Raw genomic sequence first — 18,663 nt, forward strand, 5'->3', positions numbered from 1 at the left:
AAACAAACCGGAGACCTTGCATGCGCACATTGACCCTGCCTCTGATATTCGCCAGCGGATTGCTCCTGAGCACCCTCGCCCAGGCCCACCCGAAACTGCTTTCGTCAACGCCGGCCGAAGGCGCGGAAAGTGCCGCGCCGAACAGGATCGAGCTGCACTTTTCCGAGAACCTGGTCACGCAATTCTCCGGGGCCAAACTGGTAATGACCGAAATGGGTGGCATGGCTCACTCGCCGATGCCGATGAAAGCCAAAGTCAGCGCCAGCAGCGATCCGAAAACCATGCTGATCACCCCGCTCGCCCCGCTGCCTGCCGGCACCTATCAGGTGCAGTGGCGCGCGGTGTCCGCCGACACGCACCCGATCACCGGTAACGTCACGTTCAAAGTGAAGTGAACAATGGCGGACCTGCTCAACATCATCCTGCGGTTCGCCTTGTATGTGGATTTGCTGCTGTTGTTCGGGCTGGCGTTGTTTGGCTTGTACAGCTTCAACGCGCTGCTGCGGTTCCGTCCGTTGTTGCGCGGCATGGCAGTGACAGGGGCATTGCTGTCAGTGGCCGGGCTGGTGCTGATGACCCGCGCCATGAGTGGCGAAACACAGCTCGCGGCATTGTGGCCACACCTGCAGATGATGCTGCTGGACACGGACGTCGGCCTGGCGTGGGTGCTGCGGATGACAGCGTTGGCCATCGTGGTGATCCGACCGGGTCTTTGGCCAGCGTCGTTGGCAGGCGCCATTGCCCTCGCTTCGCTGGCGTGGAGCGGGCATGGCGCGATGGACGAAGGATGGCTGCGGTTCTGGCACTTTCTCAGCGACATCTTGCACCTGCTTGCGGCGGGAGCGTGGTTGGGTGCCTTACTGGCGCTGGTGTTGATGGCGAGCGGGCGGATCGGTGACACACGCCTTCGCCTGCTCGCCGGTGCAGTGAAACGCTTCGAATGGGTGGGCGCGGTGATCGTGCTGACGGTGTCGGTCACCGGCGTGATGAATTATCTTTTCATCGTCGGCCCAAGGCTCGACGGAGTGCTGTTCGGGACCTACGGGCAGCTGCTTACGATCAAGGTGCTGGCGTTTGCCGTGATGCTGGTGCTGGCTGCGTTGAACCGCTTTCATCTTGGACCGTCACTGCAACAATCGCTGCGCGACGGCCAGCACCTCATCGCCGCGAACGCGCTGCGGCGCAGTGTGGTGATGGAGCTGGCCCTTGCCCTTTTGATCGTGGCGCTGGTGGCGTGGCTGGGCACATTGAGTCCGGACCCGGGATGACACCCGTGGAAGGCTTTCACTACACTGGGCCACCTTCCCTTTCAGAAGCCCGATCTCAATGACAACACTAAAAAGCACGATGATCCTCGGCGGCCTGCTGACCCTGGCGACTGGCGCTCACGCCGACCCCGCCACGTCCCACCTCGACAGCATTCAGCAACAAGGCCAGTTGCGCGTCTGCACCACCGGCGATTACAAGCCCTACACCTTCAAGCGCAGCGACGGCGACTTCGAAGGCATCGACATCAGCATGGCCCGCTCCCTGGCCGACAGCCTCGGCGTCAAGGTGCAATGGGTGCAGACCACCTGGAAAACCCTGATGCCCGACATGCAGGCCGGCAAATGCGACATTGGCATGGGCGGCATCTCGGTCACACTGGAGCGGCAGAAAAAAGCCTACTTCAGCAACACCCTCGACACCGACGGCAAGATCCCGCTGGTGCGCTGCGCCGACCAGTCCAAATACCAGACCATCGACCAGATCAACCAGCCCAACGTGCGCCTCGTGGAACCTGCCGGCGGCACCAACGAAGCTTTCGTTCACGCCTTCCTGCCCAAGGCGCAACTGGCTTTGCACGACAACGTGACGATCTTCCAGCAACTGCTCGACAACAAAGCCGACGTGATGATCACCGACGCCTCGGAAGCGCTGTATCAGCAGAAACTCAAACCCGGTTTGTGCGCGGTGAATCCGCATCAATACATGCAATACGGCGAGAAGGCGTACTTGCTGCCGCGTGATGACATCAGCTGGAAACTGTATGTCGATCAGTGGCTGCACTTGAGCAAGGTCACTGGCAAGTATCAGCAGACGTTGGGTGAGTGGATTGCGGTGCCGCAATAAGCCACTGAACCCGGCCACCGCGCGCGTTTAGGGAACGGTTCGCTCAATGCACGCGGTGTCGGGAATCTGAACGTGCTCAAACTGAATGCATTCCTGGCCGGCCTGCTGTTCGGCGTCGGTTGGGGGATAGCCGGCATCTGCCCTGGCCCGGCAGTGACCATCCTGTTGACGGGCCACTGGCAGGCAATGGTTTTCGTATTGGCGATGCTCGCAGGCATGGGGTTATTTACGCTGCTGGAAACCCGACGCAACCCGTGACCGCAGAACAACCGGCATTCAGGCGCATGGCACCGACGGCAGCCAGTGTCGGTGGCGGTCAATGTTTTGCATAAGAGCGCGGATTGGATGATCTCCCCAGCCACGCACTCGTCGAGATCTGCGCCAACGATTTGAACGAGGGCCTGGCAAACCAGTAGCCCTGCATCAGATAAATGCCGCAATCGGCGAGAAAGTCTCTTTCCTCGGCATTTTCTATGCCCTCGGCGATCACTTCCACGCCCAACTCTCTGCACATGTTGACCACGTTGCGCACGATGGTCTGGCGTACGCGGTCACGGTGAATATTGCGGATCAGCGCCATATCCAGCTTGATCAGGTCCGGTTGAAAATCCGCCAACAAGTTAAGGCCGGAATAGCCTGCGCCAAAGTCGTCGATGGCCGTCTTGAAACCAAACTCACGATACTCACGCAAGATATTCATCAAGTGTTTGTTGCTTTCAACGTGCTCGCCTTCCACGGCTTCGAAGATCAGCCGCTCCAGCGGAAAGCCGTATGTGCGCGCCGCTTCCAATGTGCTGCGAATACACATCTCCGGCCGGTAAACGGCATTCGGCAGAAAGTTGATCGACAGGTACTGCGTCATGCCTAAGTCAGCCGCGGTGGAAATTGCCCGCACTCGACACAGTTGATCGAATCGGTAACGGTTCTGATCGTCCACCTGCTCCAGGACAGACAAGGCACCTTCACCGTTTACGCCGCGAACCAACGCTTCATGGGCAAACGTCGTTTGATCGCGCAGATCCACAATGGGCTGGAAAGCGAAGGCGAAATCCATCTCTGGCACACCTTTGTTTCTACAGCCCTGGCAGCCACCGGGAGACGCGAATGATTTTGGAAAGTCGGTCATGAACCACCTGATGACGGCGTGCAACCTTCCATGGCGATAAATAAAACAGCTGCTGGCCTTAGTTATCTGCAAACAAGGCAATAACTTCAGCCCCGCGGCGCCTGAATAGTTGAAGGCCCCGCGTGCGCCAAGTTGAAAAGATCAGGTGCGGAAATGCGCGGTCATTCGCTGCAGGTCCTGCCCCAGTGACGCCAACTCAATCGTCGCCGCCGCGCTTTCTTCGCTGGCGACAGCCGACTGGTCAGCCACATCACGCACACTGACAATGCTGCGGTTGATTTCGTCGGCCACGGCACTTTGCTGCTCGGCGGCGGCCGAGATCTGCAGACTCATCTCCTGGATCGTACCGATGGACTGATTGATCTCGGTAATCGCCAATTCAGCCTTCTGCGCCAGTACCACCGTATCGAGGGTGCGTTCGCGGCTTGAGGTCATCAGCGTCGCGGCCGCTTGCGTGCCTTGTTGCAGGGTGACGATCAGCGCTTCGATTTCCTTGGTCGAGTCCTGCGTGCGCTGCGCCAGCGAGCGCACTTCGTCTGCCACCACAGCAAAACCACGGCCCTGCTCACCCGCCCGCGCGGCTTCGATAGCGGCGTTCAACGCGAGCAGATTGGTCTGCTCGGCGACGGCTTTGATCACATCGATGACTTTGCCGATCTGCTCGCTGTCCTGAGTCAGCACATTCATCGCACCGCCCAACTCTTCAATGGCCATGGCAAGTTCGCTGATCTGCACCGTCGCCTGCTTGACCACCGTGCTGCCATGGCGCGCCTGCTGATCGGCGAGGGTCGCGGCAGCGGAGGCATCGGTGGTGTTACGCGCAACTTCCTGCACCGTCGAAGCCATTTCGTGCATCGCCGTGGCAACTTGATCGACCTCGCTCTTTTGCTGACGCACACCCGCGCTGGTCTGCTCGCTCATGGCCGAGAGCTTTTCCGCAGAAGTGGAAATCTGCGTGACGCCATTGCCGATACCTTGCACCAGCGTGTTCAGGTTCTGCGCCATCTCCTGCATCGCATTTTGCAGATCGCCCAACTCATCTTTGCGCGCAGACCTGACCTGTACCGTCAGGTCGCCTTTGGCAATCCGTCGCGCCAGATCAACCGTCAGCGCCAGCGGCGCAGTGATCTGGCGCGAGATGACCACCGAAGCCAACAGCCCGATCACCAGTGCCAACGCAGTCAATACCGCCATCTGAATAAAAGCCGAATGCTGATCCTCACGCGCAAGGCGCTGCTGGGTGTCCATCAGGCCACTCATGATCTTGTCCATCGCCTTGCTTTCCTGGTCGACCTGCTCGCGCATGTTCTGCTTCTGCTCAAACAGGCCGGCCACTTCCACCAGTACTTCGCGATAACGCCGCATGCCGGCGTGGGCTTCTTCCAGTTGGCTCGACAGCGCCGTCGGCAGGCTGGTGCGCGCCTTGCTGATATCACTCAAGAAGCTATCGATGGTTTCCATCAGCAGTTTTTTGTTCACGTCGTTGGGCACCGCGATGTAACGACGCAACATCAGGCGAAACGTGGTCATGCCATTGCGCAAGTCGGCCACCGTACGCAGCTCCCGAACGCGTTCACCATCGGCAGACGCCAGTGCACTGGTCGTGGTGCCTTCAAGCATGCCGGCAAAAGTTTGCGCGTACTTGTCCGACAGCGCCGTCAGCGGTTTCAACGCATCCGTGGTCGACTGGTCGGCAGCGATCAGCCGTTTCACCTTCTGGTCGTAGGCAACAATCGTGGTTTGCAACGCCTTCAGGGCTTGCTGGTTTTCAGCGCGGGTCAACGTGTCCAGCGCCTTGCCCACAAGGCCCTGCAAGACATTCAACTGCGCGTTATAGGACTCGGCGAACGCTGCGTCAGCGGCGGCTTCGTACTGTTTCTCGGACAGACGCATATTTTGCGTAGCGTCATTCAACGTGCCGATCAGGCGCGTCGTACTCAAGCGATCAACCAGCACGCTGTTGCTGTTATAGCCAATGAAGGCAACCGCCAAAACGGCCAGCAGAAGAATGCCGAAGCCGGTTCCCAGCTTGCGGGAAACTTTGATGTCACCGAGGAAATTCGATGCTACTGCCATATTCAGCCTCAAACGTCCTGACGCGAAACGCCAGGCACAAAAATTCATCTCCGGTAACCACAGTCACCGTCCAGACATTCGGGGGTCGTCATCCAAGGCGTAATACGGGACGCTCCAGCTGTCCCGGAGATGCAAATGCCGATGCTGTTGAAGCGTCGAAAAGAGACCCGACGCGAGCACCGGCAGACAAACCCTTCACCTCGCAAACAGAGCATTTGCACGCTGGATTTATCGTTTCAGCAAAGGTGTCTGGAGGGATGCTATTAATTTTGGGAAAACTTGTACAACTTTATATTTTTGTATAATCGTTGAACTTTTTGAGTGGCGTGATGGCGCATTGCCATCATTATTTGTGGCACATCGCTATCGGCGTGAAAAGACGATGAAAATGTCAATGCAGAACCCCGCCCCTCTGCAGCAACGGCGTGCCGCATGCCACAGAGGGACACGGGTTTACGGCTTGATTTCAACCTTATCCAACGCCTGATTCACCGCCAACTCCGCCAACATCACCACCTGCGCAATGCCTAGCGCAGATTTGCGGCGCGAGTTATCCAGCGTCGCGGCAAAGTTGTTGAGCATTTCGGAGGCAGAACCCAGGGTTTCGCAGGCATTGGCCAACAGGGATTCCATGTCGTACTTGGGATTGGCGAGGTACATGCGTTCGGGCGCATCGGTGCTGGCCCTGATTAGGCTGGCGGGAAGGAGATAGTGATCAAGCGCGCGCTCGGCGGCTTCGTGGAGTTTTTTGGAATTGGCGGATTCGTAGGGGGATGCGGGGTCGGTTTCTGGCGGGTTGGGTGTTGGTTTGAACATGGTGTAACTCCTGACGGATTAACGAAAAGGAGCCATCACTCTCGCTACCAAACGAAGGGTGGAGGCCATACGCAGGTTGGTAGACCGGTCGTCAGGAACCCCGGCGCATCCGAAGACGCCCCGCGCATGACCACCATAAAACGAAGACGAGAAACGTCATCGCAAGACAGTAGTCTTGTGCTTCTGACGGAACGGGCTACCAAACCCGATCACTGTTTTCAGTGACCCGGAGACGATAAAACCCGCAGGCTAGACGCACAAGCCGGCGGATTCTGTCTTAGGTGTAGGGGGAGGCGCAAGACAAGGTAGGCTTCGGATAACTTTCACCAGTCAGATTTAAACAAGCGCCTGCGCAATCGTTTAAACGCATACTGAAGGACAGAAAACAGGCAGAAATACACTTCCTCCCATCAGGCCGAGCGCGTCGGAGCCCAGTTCAAACCACAAACAGCGCCTCGCAAGCCTTTGCCTGTTCGCAGACCTGATAAACTCTTGCGCCTTCGCCTTCTTGATCCAGATTCCTCACATGTCCCTACAACCCGTCACACTCTCCCGCCGCTTCTCCGTCGCCCCGATGATGGATTGGCACGGCTAATTCTATAGGCCGCTAAACACGTGGCTTTCAGCGCAATCAAATAAACCTCTTACCAATTTCGTACCAACCGTCTGCCGTTTACTCCCAGGCGGCACGAGCAGCGTTCCTCCCGCATTAATCGCAAGCATGCCTGTCGCTCCAATCCCCAGCACTTCCTACAAGCGTCTTCCTACGGGCGGAAAGGACCTGCTTGAGAGCGTCTGTTCATCATCTGCGTAAGTGAGCTGCGCGGCCATCGGCTGACCGGCCTTATAGGTGATTCCCTTTTTCGGGAAAGGCATCGGAAAAAGGTAATTTTGGTAAGCCGTACAATCAATCTGGCTGAGAGCCTTGATTTTGCTCGGCTGCAAAGGATCGGCATGAAGTAATTTTTGAGTAATGTAGAAGTAAGGTAATTACCTTTTAAGGAAGTAATATTTGTTTTTATGCATCCCTTATAAATCAATCACTTACAGCCACATTACCTTTTTCATTACTCAAAATTACTTTCTGAAGTAAGCCAGCAAAGCCAATGAATACGGGGCTTTCGCCGGTGTTCCGATATTCGAATTACCACATTACTTTTTTCCGACGGCGTTCCTGAAAAAAGCCGCATTGAGAGGTTTTGCCTACCTGCCTTCCGCTTCGCCAGGTCCGCCCTGTCAGACCCCACCCTTCGCAGGGATCCGCAGGCTTTTTGACCTTCGACGCCACTACTAAAGCGCCCGGCCGTGGGGGCGCTCGGCCTGGTGCAGGACTGCGGAAAAAAAGACCCATTTAGCCCGTAGGCGAGGTGGGGGGACGACGGCGCGCGCCAAGTGCGCGTAGCAGGTCACTGACACCAGTAGCACGTCAACTCCCCGTTTTTTTGACAGCTCGTCGCCCCGCGCTCGCACCAATCTATCGAGCAGATTACTGTACACACATACAGTATTCGTACAGTGATTGATTCTAATGAATTTCGGACAGGCGAAAGCTCTCAGGATGCAGCGATGGCGTTTAACCCTCGATGATAAGGACTTCCGAATGCAGAGCCCCGAGGCGCACCGGGAAACACTCCATGAGATGGCAGCGGCATTGCTTGACGAGGGCCTGATCGATCAGCTTGAACAGTTCGAAATGAATGAAATCGCCGACGCCGCTTACTGGCATGCCGTCGAGGAGCTGCAGAACTCGCCTGAGCATTACCGTGGCGCATCAACCTACAACGTCGTGCAGGTAACCAATGGCAAGCTGCTGGGCACAATAAGCCGTTCAATCTTCAACTTCGCCACTGACGAACCGCGCGGCGCCTCTTTTGCTTATGACGGGAAGGTGTACTCCGACACGGCCGGCGTGCGGCTAACCTTAGGGCTTTCCAAGAAAATAGGAAAAATTGCGGGGCTGATCTTGGAAATGAATGGGCGCCAATACCAGTTGATCGAAACTGGCCGGATCATTGGCGGCGCTGACTACAAGCCATTGGACGACCCGGACACGTATCGCGCTTTGGTTGATGCGGCACAGGTCGCTCAAGAAGAGCGGGACTTGCGCGCGTTTGAAAGGCTACGCCCTTTCATCGAATTGGCAGCGTTCAGCACATGCCCCGTCTGCCTTGATCGTTTCGGACAAAGCGAGGAATGCAAAACCTGCTTGGGTAACGGTTTTGTGAGCAAACCTTAAATAGGCATGAGTAATTTTTTGTAATTCTTGGGGTTGATCGAATACCAATAGCGGGAAATATGCTACAGAGTGATCCGTAAAGTTCAGCATCCTGCCAACTTCATTTATTTTTTTGGAGCAAACCTTTCGATGTCGATTTTATACGCGTCCTTTATAGCGGCAATCATTGGCGCTCTCGCTCTAATATCCAGCCGCGACATGCTTCCGTACATGTAATCATTTGTGTGCTTACTTTCAAAAAAGAACAGAAAGAAAAAATAAAGATCCGAGAACTCAAACGTAAAATCCAATAACTCCGACTCCAGATAATGAGCTAACACTTCCTTTAAAACAAAGTAATTAAAAAAACCCTCTAAAATATTTTCAGCTTCAGCTTTCTTACGAGCATCATCTCGAATGAGAAGATAATATAACTTTTCGCCCGCAGTAGCACTAAGAGCCGGGCGCAGCTCAAGACCCTGCATCACGTGCTGAAGCTCATTAAAATACATTTCTTGCCAGTGCATCCTAACTATTGCTTTTTGTATGCCTTCATCTAAGGCAGCAAACAAAACATCAAAGTCAGACCCAAGATTACCAAGCTTTGTGCAGCAATATTTAATATTAGAGAAACTGGTGTTCTCCCCAACATCGAACTCCTTGCTCGCGGCAACCATCTTTAATATTAAATTTTTACACTCCAAGACTATAACAGCCTGCCGCTCTACTCTTTTATTTCTGTGGTACTGATGAAACCCTAAATAAAACGCCCCTGCCGTGGCAAATTGGGCAATAACATTCGCTACATCAACAAACTTAACCACCCAGAACTCTTTCGAAAAATCCACGTACAGGTAGAAATACTCAGCAACCAAAAAACATGCCAGTAAGGCTACACCAAGCACGTATTTAGTACTCGACTCCTCTTTTTTTTCGTAGATCATAGTGGCTCCGACAGTCCTTGGCTGAGAAAAGGATTAAGCCACAAATCTTCCGTCCCTTCCAAAGCATTAAAAGCCGCGTTTCTTAAGCGACCAAACCAGCCTCATTTTTTGATCGATCTGAAGTTAATTCTCTTGCCCGATTTCGTATGCCCTGAATCGGACAATCTCTTCACCAAGCCAGTCGTTCAACTGAGTCATCCGCGTCTGAATCGGCTCCAACTCGTTAGCTGCGTAGATCTGCGCTGCCTCCCGAATCGACCCAAACCCACCCGCGTTCTGCGGCACAATGCCCATCAATTGAGGCGGAATCCGCAAGCTGGCCAACACGTCATCCCTGGTCTGATTCTTGATCGAGTTGAATTCATCCTTTGCCGCCACCTCGCTTACTGGGATCAGCTGTATCCCGTCTTTCTTCCCAGTCGGCGAGTAAACAAACAGATTCCGAAAATTCCCCGGCCCCTTCGATTCCTTCAGTGCCTTGCGCAACGCATCAATGTCCGCCTCGGTCTGCGCCGCGTCTGTCATGTACAAGATGAACCCGGCATGGCTCCCGTTCTCGTAATACTTGCGCCGAAACAAAGTCGCCGACTCGTTCAACAGCGCCGACTGCAACGCGCTGATCCACTCCGGCAGCCCATAGATCTCCTGGTGCAGATCAGCCTCGCGCAGGTGAAAAATGCTATCCGGCTCAAACGCGTGTTCATCCTTCCACCCCCGCACCTGGTAAAACTGCCCATCTGGCCCGGCGCGCATGTACTTGGCCAACGGCGTTTCCAGCTTCCGAACCCCGCCCAACCGTGAACGCCGCCCTTCCAGATAGCCATTCCCCAAACACAAAAAGTCCAAAGCAAACTGCTCAAACGAAGCCCGCGACAACAGCGGATGCGGGATAAACGTCTTGCTCAACAGGTTGCGCTTGAACATCAACCCGGAATGCAGATGCACGCTCGCCCCCACCGACCGGGCCAGTCCATCCAGCGACAACGGTGGCTCATACCACCGCCCGTTGAACCAGCACTCCAGATAGTCGAAAACCTCCCGACCACCCAGCACCGGCGTCGGCTCGCCGAAGGAAAACACCTGAGTCCCAGCGCTGGCGGCGGGTGTGGTCGCGGGCAACGTCTGGTTGGCCATTTGTTCAGTCATCAGTAAATCTCCATGCGCCCGGTATTGGCAGTGGTCTGCCCCTCAAGCGGTTCGTGGTGCAATGCGTGAAAGAGTGCCCAGGCCAGGTCGGCGTGGCCGGTGTTGTCGTTGCGGCCGGCGGTGTAGGTGTACTGGCGTCCGCCGGCGGTGACGGTTTTGCGGATCGCCATCAGCGACTGGGCCATGTCGGTCCAGCTGGCATCGAATTCGAGCCGGCCCTTGTGAATCACGTCGTAGGCCTTGAGTACCAGGCAGGTTTTGACTTCGGGCGAGTAGCTGAAGGTGGTCACCGCCGGGAAGAACTGGCGCACCAGTTGGGCCACGCCGCTGCCCAGACCGGTCACGTCGATGCCGATGTAGGTCACCCAGTAGCGGTCGCAGACACTCTTGATGAACGCCGCCTGCGCGGCGAAGTCCATGCCCCGGAACTGGTGGCGCTCAAGGATGCGGAACTTGCCACCCGGGACCAGCGGCGGTGCCACGACCACCATGCCGGAGCAGTCGCCCGTCTCGGCCGGATCGTAGCCAATCCACACTTGCCGGTCGCCGAACGGGCGCATGGCGAACGGTTTGTAGTCCTCGGCCCACTCGACCCAACTGTCCACCATGCAGGACTGCAACAGGGTCAGCGGGAAGATGCTGGCGCCGTCATCGACGAACTCGCACATGAGCAGGTTGGCGAACGCCTCGGGGCTGTATTCGCGGCGCAGTTCTTCGATGTCGAACAGATCACAACCGCCCCGCTCCGCGTCCAGGATCGTGACGATCTGCCGCCACAAACGATCCTCGCAGAACCGCCCCTGCTGAAGCGCGCCGTGGGACACATCCACCTTCGTATGCTGCGCGGCGGGCTTGCCCTTGTTGAAGCGCTCGCCCGTCCAGAAGGTGTACGCCTCATGGGCCATGCTCGATGGCGTGGAAAAGTAGGTCTTACGCCACTTCTTGTGCATAGCCATGCCCGAAGCGACTTTGTTCAGTTCCTCGAACTTGAACGTCCAGAAAAACTCATCGAAGTAGAAATTGCCGTGATAGCCCTGGGCGGTACGCGCGTTGGTACCGAGGAAAAACAGCTCGGCGCCGTTGGGCAAAACGATGGGATCGCCAGTCAGCTCGACGCCGATAATCTCGCGGCAGAACGCCTGAATGTATCCCCGGAACAGGTAGGCCTGGTTCTTCGAAGCCGACAGGAAAATCTGATTGCGCCCAGTGTCCAGCGCATCGATGAACGCCTCGCGTGCGAAGTAGTAAGTCGCACCGATCTGCCGGCTCTTGAGAATGACGCGGGTGCGCTGATTGCCAGCCCGGTACCAATCTTTCTGATAGTCGAAACAGCCATCGACGAAGGCCTCGCGTAGCAGCTCGATCTGGTCTTCATCAATCTCGTTCTTGACCGCCTTTTTCTTCGGCTCGGCGTTGCGCTTGGCCAGATTCGGGTTGAGGTCGGTTTCGGTACCGCCTCCCTGAAAGCGCTGGATGCGCGCCTGTCGCTCCAATTGCCTGTGCAGCAGATCAATTTCTTTGAAGTCGCCGCCGCTTTTGCCCTCCTTGAGGATCAGTTGCACCAAGCGCGCTTCTAGCGCCCCGCCGATGCGTTCGACGTTATCCGCCCGGTCCCACTCATCGCGAGCTTTCCAGCTGTGTAGCGTTTTTTCCTTTTCGCCCGTAGCCTCGGCAATCTCGCAGATGCGCCAACCCATCCAGTAGAGAAACTTGGATTGGCGGCGTGGGTCGATAGGCAACAGTTCGGTCGTAGTCATGGCCGCGATGCTGCCGCCCGCGCCCGCGACTCAATAGCGCTGCCGCTTGTACCGCCCTGCCCTACAGTCCTGCCTCATTGCCGCAACTCGCGCGCGTCACGACCATGCCCTTCATCGCAACGCACTGGCTCACCCAACAGCAGGCGCCCCAAGCAATGAGGATTTCCGGCATGAAGAAATTTCGCAGCAACTGGTTCCGCGTGGCCGTCGAGGGCGCTACCTCCGACAAGCGCATCATCAAACGTACCTGGCTGGAACAGGCTGCGAAAAACTTCAATCCGTCCACCTACGGCGCCCGCATATGGCTGGAGCACTACCGTAGCGTGATGCCGGACAGCCCATTCAAGGCCTACGGCGACGTGCTGGCTGTGAAGACCGAAGAAGTGGACATCAACGGGCAGAAGAAACTGGCGCTGTTTGCCCAGGTTGAGCCGACGTCCGATCTGATCGCCATGAACAAGGCGAAGCAGAAGATTTACACCTCCATCGAAATCGACGACAGCTTTGCCGATACCGGCGAGGCGTACATCGTCGGGCTCGCGGTAACCGACTCCCCGGCCAGTCTCGGCACCGATGTTTTGGCGTTCTCCGCGCAGAAGCCAGACGCCAACCCGTTCAAGGATCGCCACTATTCCGCGACCTCGATGTTCACCGAAGCGCTGGAAACCGAGCTGACCTTTGAAGAAATCGAAGACAAACCAAGCCTCGGCGCTCAGCTGTTCAGCAAGGTGCAAGCCCTGCTGGGCGGTAAACAGGCCAAGGACGATGCCGAATTCTCACAGATCAGCCAAGCCGTCGAAGCCGTCGCCGAGCACGTCAAGGACCTGCCGGACCAACTGACCGCCGAGAAGAAATTCTCCGCCGGCCTGAACACCCGGCTGGACCAACTGAGCAAGGACTTCACCGAGTTGAAGACCAAGCTCTCCACCACCCAAGACCACAGCCAAAAGACGCGCCCTCCGGTAACCGGTGGCGATAACTCGGTCGTGACCGACTGCTGACAGTCAGCCCCACCAAAGCCCCGAAAAACGAAGGACGATCACCATGCGTAACGACACACGAGTTCTGTTCAACGCTTACCTGCAACAGCTGGCCCAGTTGCACGGCGTAAGCGACGTCACCACCAAATTCACCGCCGCGCCGAGCGTTGCCCAGACGCTGGAAACCCGTATTCAGGAATCCAGTTCGTTCCTCAGCTCGATCAACATTTACGGCGTATCCGAGCAGTCCGGCGAGAAAATCGGCATCGGTATCGATGGCACGATTGCGAGCACCACCGACACCACCGTAAAGGATCGCGAACCCCGTGACCCGAGCAGCCTGGACAATCGCGGGTACACCTGCACGCAAACCAACTTCGACACCGGCCTGCGTTACCAGAAGCTGGATCAGTGGGCGAAGTTCAAAGACTTCCAGGCGCGTATCCGCGACGCGATCATCAAAGCCCAGGCACTCAACCGAATCATGATCGGCTGGAACGGCATCAGCCGTGCCGCCACGTCGAACCCGGCCACCAACCCGCTGTTGCAGGACGTCAACATCGGTTGGTTGCAAAAAATGCGCACCGAAAACGAAGCTCGCGTTATGGCCGAGGTAGCGGCTGGCAGCGGCAAGATCGAAATCGGAGCCGGTAAGGACTTCGAAAACATCGATGCGCTGGTTGTCAGCATGGTCAACGAGTTCATTGACCCGTGGTATCAGGAAGACACCGATCTGGTGGTCATCTGCGGCCGTCAGTTGTTGGCAGACAAGTACTTCCCGATCATCAACAAAACGCAGGCACCGACTGAAATGCTGGCTGCCGACATCGTGACCAGCCAGAAACGCCTGGGAAATCTGCCGGCCGTGCGTGTACCGCACTTCCCGCCTAACGGCCTGCTGGTCACTCGCCTCGATAACCTCTCGATCTACTGGCAGGAAGGTACCCGACGCCGCACCGTCGTCGACAACGCCAAACGCGACCGCATCGAGAACTTCGAATCGGTAAACGAAAGCTATGTGATTGAAGACCTTGGCTGTGCAGCCATGGCCGAAAACATCACCTTGGTTTGAGAGCGACGACCATGACCAACCCTTGCCGTCGTCATTTTCAACGCGTCACTGCCGCCAAGGCGGCGGCAGCCGTTGAACCCACGCAAACCATGGCCGGCGCCACGGCCTACGAACATCAGCTCAACCAGTTGCTGCAAGATCGCCTGCGCCTGAAGCAGGTGCAATCGAACCAGGGCAAAGCTGAACTCAAGCGTCAGCTCCTGCCCGAATACATCCCCTATGTGCAAGGCGTGCTGGACGCCGGCCAAGGCGCCCAGGACGAAGTGCTGACCACCATCATGGTCTGGCGCTTCGACGCCGGCGACTTCATCGGTGGCCTCGACATTGCCCATTACGTGCTGCAACACAAGATGGTCATGCCGGACCGCTTCGCCCGCACGCTGGGCTGTCTGGTCGCCGAAGAAGTCGCGACCGCCGCGTTCAAGGCGCAGAAGGTCGGCGAGCCTTTCGACCTGGCCGTCCTGCACCGCACCGCCGAACTGACCGACGCCGAAGACATGCCCGACCAGGCACGCGCCAAGCTGTTCCTCGCCATGGGTCGCGCCACGTTGGAAGGCCTCACCGACGATCAGCCCGGCCAACCGGGACAAGTTCAGGCCGGCATCGACTTGTTGAAAAAAGCCATCGACCTGCACGACGCCTGCGGTGGCAAAAAGGATCTGGAGCGGGCCGAACGCCTGCTCAACAAACTCGCTGCCGCTGGTAGCTAACCGAGCGTCCCCACGCACCCCGCCGGCTCGGGGCGGATCGGCCAGGCCGCTCCTCCTGAACGTGAAGCCCCGACCACCGGCGACCTACAACAGAGCGCAGATTCATGAGCGGATTCGTAGCGGGCGGCACCGGTGCCCCGGCCCCGAGCGGCCACATCAACACCGACCCCTTCTGGCCATCGATCGACCTCGACGACGTGCGCGGCACTTTGCGCATTGACTCCAGCGTCACGCCGATCCGTCTGGAAACCGCGACCATCGCCGCCGCCATCAGCGTAAACCGCGAGTTCGCCACCTGGCGCCGCGCTAAACAGGCCGAAGGCTACGCCACCCTCGCGGACGTTCCGGCCGAACAAATCGAAGAAAAATCCGAACTCGTTCACCTCTATCAACGGGCGATCTACGCCGCGACCGGCGCGGAGATCTGCGAGCGTTACCGCTCCTACGACAGCACCAACAGCGGCAACCAGAACGCCGAAGAACTGACCCCGAGCATCGACGAATTGCGCCGCGACCAACGTTGGGCCGTGCGCGACTTCCTCGGCCTCGGCCGCACCACCGTGGAGTTGATCTGATGGCCGTCAGCATCCGCGCCCAACAGAACGACACCGTCGATGCCCTGTGCTGGCGTCACTACGGGCGCACCGCCGGCGTCACCGAAGCAGTACTCGACGCCAACCCCGGCCTTGCCGACCACGGCCCGACCTTGCCGCAAGGCCTCCTGGTGCAAATGCCAGAAGCCCAAGCCGCCGCCCCGCAACGGCAGATGGTGAACCTATGGGACTGAACCGCCCGCACCGCGCCCTTGAACCCAACCACTCTGGATCATGGAATGAAACGCATGCCTGACCGTCCCGACACCTGGGCCTGGCTCGTCGCCTGGCTCGAACAGAACTGGCCCGCCATCTACTCCGGCCTGCTGGCCGTTGTCATTGCGAGCCTTCGAGTGATCTACGGCGGCGGCACCGTGCGCCGAATGGTGATCGAGGCTCCCCTTTGCGGCGCACTCGCTCTGTCCGCCAGTCACGGGCTGTCACTGCTGGGGATTCCGGCAAGCACTGCGCCTTTCTTCGGTGGTGTGATTGGCCTGCTCGGTGTGGAAGGCACTCGCGCAGCCGCCAAGAAGATTTTCAACCGCAAGGTAGAACAGCTATGACCACACTTCGCCACGGTGACCGCTCCCAAGCGGTGCGCAATCTGCAAAAGAGCCTCAACCAACACGGCGCAAAACTGGACGTCGATGGCGATTATGGCGATGCCACGGAGAACGCCGTGCGCGCCTATCAGCTCAAGGTTGGTTTGGTAGCCGATGGCGTCGCCGGCAACAAGACACTTGGCGCGCTCGCCGGCACCGACTGCCAGCAGTTGCTGAAGAACACCGACCTGGTCAACGCTGCCGAACGTCTCGGCGTGCCGCTGGCCAGCGTCTACGCGGTCAATGAAGTCGAATCGAAGGGCAGCGGTTTCCTCGACAACGGCAAGCCGGTGATCCTGTTCGAACGACACATCATGTATCGCCAGCTGGCGAAGGTTCGGCACGAAGGTGACGACCCCGCCGCGCTCAAACGCCACGCGGACCAGCTGGCCACCACCAACCCAGCCATCGTCAATCCGAAATCCGGCGGCTATGCCGGCGGCAGCGCCGAACACCAGCGCCTGGCGACCGCTCGCCTGATCGACGACACCGCCGCGCTGGAATCCGCGTCGTGGGGCGCGTTCCAGATCATGGGCTTTCACTGGCAGCGCCTGGGCTACAGCAGCGTGCAGGAATTCGTCGCCGCCATGAGCGCGGGAGAATCGCAGCAATTCAACGCGTTCGTCCGTTTCATCGAGACCGACACGCTGCTGCACAAGGCATTGAAGGGCCGCAAATGGGCCGAGTTCGCCAAGCTCTACAACGGTCCGGAATACCAGCGAAACCTGTACGACATCAAACTCCAGCGCGCCTACGAACGGCACGACGACTGCGGTTGCGGGCAGGCGTTGGCGGCATGATCGACTTCGACGCGGTGCAACGGCTGAATGTGCAGGACGGTGATCTACTGGTAGTGCCAGAAAACAGCGATCAGCAAGACATGGTGCAGCTGCGCGACGCGCTTCGCACCCAAGATCCTCAGCGCAAAGTCATCATCATTCGTGGCCCGATCCAGCACATGGACATCGGCGACATGAATCAGCTCGGCTGGTACCGGGCGTGAGTATCCTGCGGCAGGCCTTGCTCGGCATTGCATTACTTGCAGCGCTGGGGTTGCTGATCTGGAGCCAGGAGCTGCGCATCAGCGGGGCGAACAAGGACATCAGACTGGCCGAACAGGACGCCAGCCGCGACCGAGAACAAGCCGTCCGCAACCTCGCCAACGCCAACGCGTTGCGCGACACCCTGCAACAGGAACGCAACGCCCAGACCACCCTGCGCGCGCAGCAGGATCAACTGCGCCAAGGCCTGGCAAAGCGCGAACTTACCATCGAGGCTCTGAAACGTGAAAACGCCGACCTACGCAATTGGGCTGCCCAGCCTTTGCCTGACGCTGCTCGCCGGCTGCGCGAGCGCCCCGCCCTCACCGGCGCCGACGCTTATCATCAGTGGCTGTCCGGCCGTGGTGCCGTGCACGCTGCCGGCGACCAGCCCGCACAGTAACGGCGATCAGCTCACCGATCAGGATCGCGTCGAGGCCGCGTGGGCAGACTGTGCGAGCCAGGTGGACATGGTTTACCAACACCAGCAGGCCCGACCATGAACAAGCCCGACAGCCTGAAAGCGCACCTGCTCGCCACCGTGGCCGAACTCAAACACAACCCCGACCGACTGTTGATCTTCATCGACAACGGCAAGATCCGCTGCACCGCCGCGCAGACGCTGTCGTTCGAATACAGCTTCGATCTTCAGGTCATTCTCACCGATTTCGCCGGCCATCCCGACAGCGTCATGTTGCCGCTGCTGGGCTGGCTGAGTGTCCATCAGTCTGAACTGTTGGAGAACCTGAACAAGGCTGCGGACGGTATCCAATTCGAGGCTGACATTCTCGACAACAGCAAAGTGGACATGAGCCTGACACTGCCGCTGACTGAGCGTGTAGTAGTGGGTAAGGATGACCAGGGCAACACCACCGTTCGCCATCCCGGCGAACCGCAACGGGCTGCTGACTTTCTTGATCCGAACTGGATACCTGGCGCGCAAGGTACCGGTAGCGAATGGGTGCTGCCGAAATGACCAACCGTCTGGAAGCATTGGAGGAATGGGCAGCGGGGCTGCTTGGGCAGATTGAACCGGCATCGCGCAACAAGCTGGCCCGCAGTCTCGGTCAATCGCTACGACGCAGCCAGCAGCAACGAATCATTGCTCAGCAGAACCCGGATGGCAGCAAGTATGTGCCGCGCAAACAACGCAACCTACGTGGTAAGCAGGGACGAGTGAAACGGAAAGTGAAGATGTTCCAAAAGCTGCGCACGGCGACCTTCCTGAAAGTTCAGGGTGACGGCAACGCTATCAGCATTGGATTCGCTGGCCGTATTGCACGTATTGCCCGAGTGCACCAATACGGCCTGCGAGACCGTGCCGAGAGCGGAGCAGCCCAAGTGAAATATGCCCAACGTGAAATTTTGGGCTTTGCTCCCGGCGACCTTGCTTCAATACGAGATGAGCTATTAGCACACCTCAGCAAAGAGCTGAGTTTTTAAAGCGCTCCTGTTCCCCTGAACGCCAATAGAT

21 protein-coding genes and 3 pseudogenes are annotated in these 18,663 nt (G+C 57.9%); 17 read left to right on the forward strand and 7 right to left on the reverse strand.

All coding sequences use genetic code 11. The annotated features are described in order from the left end of the window. Positions 1-20 precede the first annotated feature (20 nt). From copC to HU724_RS18990, 4 genes and pseudogenes are all read left to right on the forward strand, one after another. Complete coding sequence (gene copC / locus HU724_RS18975) at positions 21-395, forward strand: copper homeostasis periplasmic binding protein CopC (protein WP_186566218.1); 375 nt, start codon at positions 21-23, stop codon at positions 393-395. Between the two features lie 3 nt (positions 396-398). Beyond that, the gene (gene copD / locus HU724_RS18980) at positions 399-1,268 is read left to right on the forward strand and encodes a copper homeostasis membrane protein CopD (RefSeq protein ID WP_186566216.1); all 870 of its coding nucleotides are present in this window, start codon (positions 399-401) and stop codon (positions 1,266-1,268) included. 58 nt (positions 1,269-1,326) lie between these two features. Continuing rightward, positions 1,327-2,112: a transporter substrate-binding domain-containing protein gene (locus HU724_RS18985; protein ID WP_186566214.1), complete on the forward strand. Its 786-nt coding sequence runs from the start codon at positions 1,327-1,329 to the stop codon at positions 2,110-2,112. 102 nt (positions 2,113-2,214) lie between these two features. Then, positions 2,215-2,370 (forward strand): annotated as a pseudogene (locus HU724_RS18990) (DUF6691 family protein); the annotation flags it as partial. 58 nt (positions 2,371-2,428) lie between these two features. On the opposite strand, the gene rimA reads toward HU724_RS18990, so the two are convergent. The 4 genes and pseudogenes from rimA to HU724_RS19005 all read right to left on the reverse strand — a co-directional run bounded on the left by rimA (position 2,429) and on the right by HU724_RS19005 (position 6,130). Then, positions 2,429-3,238, reverse strand: coding sequence for a S6 modification regulatory phosphodiesterase RimA (gene rimA / locus HU724_RS18995; RefSeq protein ID WP_071173021.1), 810 nt, complete (start codon positions 3,236-3,238; stop codon positions 2,429-2,431). A gap of 141 nt (positions 3,239-3,379) precedes the next feature. Next, entirely contained in the window at positions 3,380-4,252 is an 873-nt protein-coding gene (locus HU724_RS28020; RefSeq protein WP_370695147.1) for a methyl-accepting chemotaxis protein, read from the reverse strand. Further along, a pseudogene (locus HU724_RS28025) lies at positions 4,238-5,362 on the reverse strand (methyl-accepting chemotaxis protein); the annotation flags it as partial. The gene HU724_RS28020 and the pseudogene HU724_RS28025, both read right to left, overlap by 15 nt. Before the next feature lie 405 nt (positions 5,363-5,767). Continuing rightward, positions 5,768-6,130: a DUF6124 family protein gene (locus tag HU724_RS19005; protein ID WP_016775441.1), complete on the reverse strand. Its 363-nt coding sequence runs from the start codon at positions 6,128-6,130 to the stop codon at positions 5,768-5,770. Between the two features lie 1,600 nt (positions 6,131-7,730). Between HU724_RS19005 and HU724_RS19010 the strand changes: the two genes are divergently transcribed. Beyond that, complete coding sequence (locus HU724_RS19010) at positions 7,731-8,366, forward strand: hypothetical protein (protein WP_367617192.1); 636 nt, start codon at positions 7,731-7,733, stop codon at positions 8,364-8,366. Between the two features lie 104 nt (positions 8,367-8,470). Here the strand turns inward: HU724_RS19010 and HU724_RS19015 are convergent, their stop codons facing one another. The 3 genes from HU724_RS19015 to HU724_RS19025 all read right to left on the reverse strand — a co-directional run bounded on the left by HU724_RS19015 (position 8,471) and on the right by HU724_RS19025 (position 12,192). Beyond that, positions 8,471-9,289, reverse strand: a complete 819-nt coding sequence (locus HU724_RS19015; RefSeq protein WP_186566208.1) for a hypothetical protein — start codon at positions 9,287-9,289, stop codon at positions 8,471-8,473. 123 nt (positions 9,290-9,412) lie between these two features. Further along, positions 9,413-10,423, reverse strand: coding sequence for a phage portal protein (locus HU724_RS19020; RefSeq protein WP_186566700.1), 1,011 nt, complete (start codon positions 10,421-10,423; stop codon positions 9,413-9,415). A gap of 11 nt (positions 10,424-10,434) precedes the next feature. Next, positions 10,435-12,192 (reverse strand): terminase ATPase subunit family protein, encoded by a 1,758-nt coding sequence (locus HU724_RS19025; RefSeq protein WP_186566205.1) that lies wholly within the window; start codon positions 12,190-12,192, stop codon positions 10,435-10,437. Positions 12,193-12,362: 170 nt separating this feature from the next. Between HU724_RS19025 and HU724_RS19030 the strand changes: the two genes are divergently transcribed. From HU724_RS19030 to HU724_RS19080, 12 genes and pseudogenes are all read left to right on the forward strand, one after another. After that, on the forward strand, positions 12,363-13,193 hold the full coding sequence (locus HU724_RS19030) for a GPO family capsid scaffolding protein (RefSeq protein ID WP_186566203.1): 831 nt from the start codon (positions 12,363-12,365) through the stop codon (positions 13,191-13,193). A 43-nt stretch (positions 13,194-13,236) separates the two neighbouring features. Continuing rightward, positions 13,237-14,244: a phage major capsid protein, P2 family gene (locus HU724_RS19035; RefSeq protein ID WP_186566201.1), complete on the forward strand. Its 1,008-nt coding sequence runs from the start codon at positions 13,237-13,239 to the stop codon at positions 14,242-14,244. A gap of 11 nt (positions 14,245-14,255) precedes the next feature. Then, a complete protein-coding gene (locus tag HU724_RS19040) occupies positions 14,256-14,954 on the forward strand; it encodes a phage terminase small subunit (protein WP_186566199.1) in 699 nt (232 codons plus the stop codon). Between the two features lie 104 nt (positions 14,955-15,058). Beyond that, positions 15,059-15,529: a head completion/stabilization protein gene (locus tag HU724_RS19045; protein WP_186566197.1), complete on the forward strand. Its 471-nt coding sequence runs from the start codon at positions 15,059-15,061 to the stop codon at positions 15,527-15,529. After that, positions 15,529-15,741, forward strand: a complete 213-nt coding sequence (locus HU724_RS19050; RefSeq protein ID WP_115989337.1) for a tail protein X — start codon at positions 15,529-15,531, stop codon at positions 15,739-15,741. The genes HU724_RS19045 and HU724_RS19050 overlap by 1 nt, the downstream gene beginning before the upstream one ends. A 45-nt stretch (positions 15,742-15,786) precedes the next feature. Then, positions 15,787-16,110, forward strand: a complete 324-nt coding sequence (locus HU724_RS19055) for a phage holin, lambda family (protein ID WP_186566195.1) — start codon at positions 15,787-15,789, stop codon at positions 16,108-16,110. Continuing rightward, positions 16,107-16,949, forward strand: coding sequence for an N-acetylmuramidase domain-containing protein (locus HU724_RS19060; RefSeq protein ID WP_186566193.1), 843 nt, complete (start codon positions 16,107-16,109; stop codon positions 16,947-16,949). The genes HU724_RS19055 and HU724_RS19060 overlap by 4 nt, the downstream gene beginning before the upstream one ends. Beyond that, the gene (locus tag HU724_RS19065) at positions 16,946-17,152 is read left to right on the forward strand and encodes a hypothetical protein (protein ID WP_186566192.1); all 207 of its coding nucleotides are present in this window, start codon (positions 16,946-16,948) and stop codon (positions 17,150-17,152) included. The genes HU724_RS19060 and HU724_RS19065 overlap by 4 nt, the downstream gene beginning before the upstream one ends. Further along, positions 17,149-17,514 (forward strand): annotated as a pseudogene (locus HU724_RS27645) (Rz-like lysis system protein LysB); the annotation flags it as partial. The gene HU724_RS19065 and the pseudogene HU724_RS27645, both read left to right, overlap by 4 nt. Further along, positions 17,435-17,692 carry an Rz1-like lysis system protein LysC gene (lysC, locus tag HU724_RS19070; protein WP_217847176.1) on the forward strand — a complete coding sequence of 86 codons (258 nt, stop codon included), beginning with the start codon at positions 17,435-17,437 and terminating at the stop codon, positions 17,690-17,692. The pseudogene HU724_RS27645 and the gene lysC, both read left to right, overlap by 80 nt. Then, positions 17,689-18,165: a phage tail protein gene (locus HU724_RS19075; RefSeq protein WP_186566190.1), complete on the forward strand. Its 477-nt coding sequence runs from the start codon at positions 17,689-17,691 to the stop codon at positions 18,163-18,165. The genes lysC and HU724_RS19075 overlap by 4 nt, the downstream gene beginning before the upstream one ends. After that, positions 18,162-18,632 carry a phage virion morphogenesis protein gene (locus HU724_RS19080; RefSeq protein WP_186566189.1) on the forward strand — a complete coding sequence of 157 codons (471 nt, stop codon included), beginning with the start codon at positions 18,162-18,164 and terminating at the stop codon, positions 18,630-18,632. Before HU724_RS19075 ends, HU724_RS19080 begins: the two co-directional genes overlap by 4 nt. The last annotated feature ends 31 nt before the right edge of the window (positions 18,633-18,663 follow it).

The sequence above is a fragment of the Pseudomonas iranensis genome (assembly GCF_014268585.2).
Classification (GTDB): Bacteria; Pseudomonadota; Gammaproteobacteria; order Pseudomonadales; family Pseudomonadaceae; genus Aquipseudomonas; species Aquipseudomonas iranensis.

Coding starts and splice junctions, on each gene's coding strand:
- rimA (WP_071173021.1), bottom strand. CDS start 3,238: ATGACCGACTTTCCAAAATCATTCGCGTCTCCCGGTGGCTGCCAGGGC.
- HU724_RS19075 (WP_186566190.1), top strand. CDS start 17,689: ATGAACAAGCCCGACAGCCTGAAAGCGCACCTGCTCGCCACCGTGGCC.
- HU724_RS18985 (WP_186566214.1), top strand. CDS start 1,327: ATGACAACACTAAAAAGCACGATGATCCTCGGCGGCCTGCTGACCCTG.
- HU724_RS19030 (WP_186566203.1), top strand. CDS start 12,363: ATGAAGAAATTTCGCAGCAACTGGTTCCGCGTGGCCGTCGAGGGCGCT.
- HU724_RS19035 (WP_186566201.1), top strand. CDS start 13,237: ATGCGTAACGACACACGAGTTCTGTTCAACGCTTACCTGCAACAGCTG.
- HU724_RS19055 (WP_186566195.1), top strand. CDS start 15,787: ATGAAACGCATGCCTGACCGTCCCGACACCTGGGCCTGGCTCGTCGCC.
- HU724_RS19065 (WP_186566192.1), top strand. CDS start 16,946: ATGATCGACTTCGACGCGGTGCAACGGCTGAATGTGCAGGACGGTGAT.
- HU724_RS19010 (WP_367617192.1), top strand. CDS start 7,731: ATGCAGAGCCCCGAGGCGCACCGGGAAACACTCCATGAGATGGCAGCG.
- HU724_RS19050 (WP_115989337.1), top strand. CDS start 15,529: ATGGCCGTCAGCATCCGCGCCCAACAGAACGACACCGTCGATGCCCTG.
- HU724_RS19005 (WP_016775441.1), bottom strand. CDS start 6,130: ATGTTCAAACCAACACCCAACCCGCCAGAAACCGACCCCGCATCCCCC.
- HU724_RS19080 (WP_186566189.1), top strand. CDS start 18,162: ATGACCAACCGTCTGGAAGCATTGGAGGAATGGGCAGCGGGGCTGCTT.
- copC (WP_186566218.1), top strand. CDS start 21: ATGCGCACATTGACCCTGCCTCTGATATTCGCCAGCGGATTGCTCCTG.
- HU724_RS19060 (WP_186566193.1), top strand. CDS start 16,107: ATGACCACACTTCGCCACGGTGACCGCTCCCAAGCGGTGCGCAATCTG.
- HU724_RS28020 (WP_370695147.1), bottom strand. CDS start 4,252: ATGCAGGAGATGGCGCAGAACCTGAACACGCTGGTGCAAGGTATCGGC.
- HU724_RS19025 (WP_186566205.1), bottom strand. CDS start 12,192: ATGACTACGACCGAACTGTTGCCTATCGACCCACGCCGCCAATCCAAG.
- copD (WP_186566216.1), top strand. CDS start 399: ATGGCGGACCTGCTCAACATCATCCTGCGGTTCGCCTTGTATGTGGAT.
- HU724_RS19020 (WP_186566700.1), bottom strand. CDS start 10,423: ATGGCCAACCAGACGTTGCCCGCGACCACACCCGCCGCCAGCGCTGGG.
- HU724_RS19040 (WP_186566199.1), top strand. CDS start 14,256: ATGACCAACCCTTGCCGTCGTCATTTTCAACGCGTCACTGCCGCCAAG.
- HU724_RS19015 (WP_186566208.1), bottom strand. CDS start 9,289: ATGATCTACGAAAAAAAAGAGGAGTCGAGTACTAAATACGTGCTTGGT.
- HU724_RS19045 (WP_186566197.1), top strand. CDS start 15,059: ATGAGCGGATTCGTAGCGGGCGGCACCGGTGCCCCGGCCCCGAGCGGC.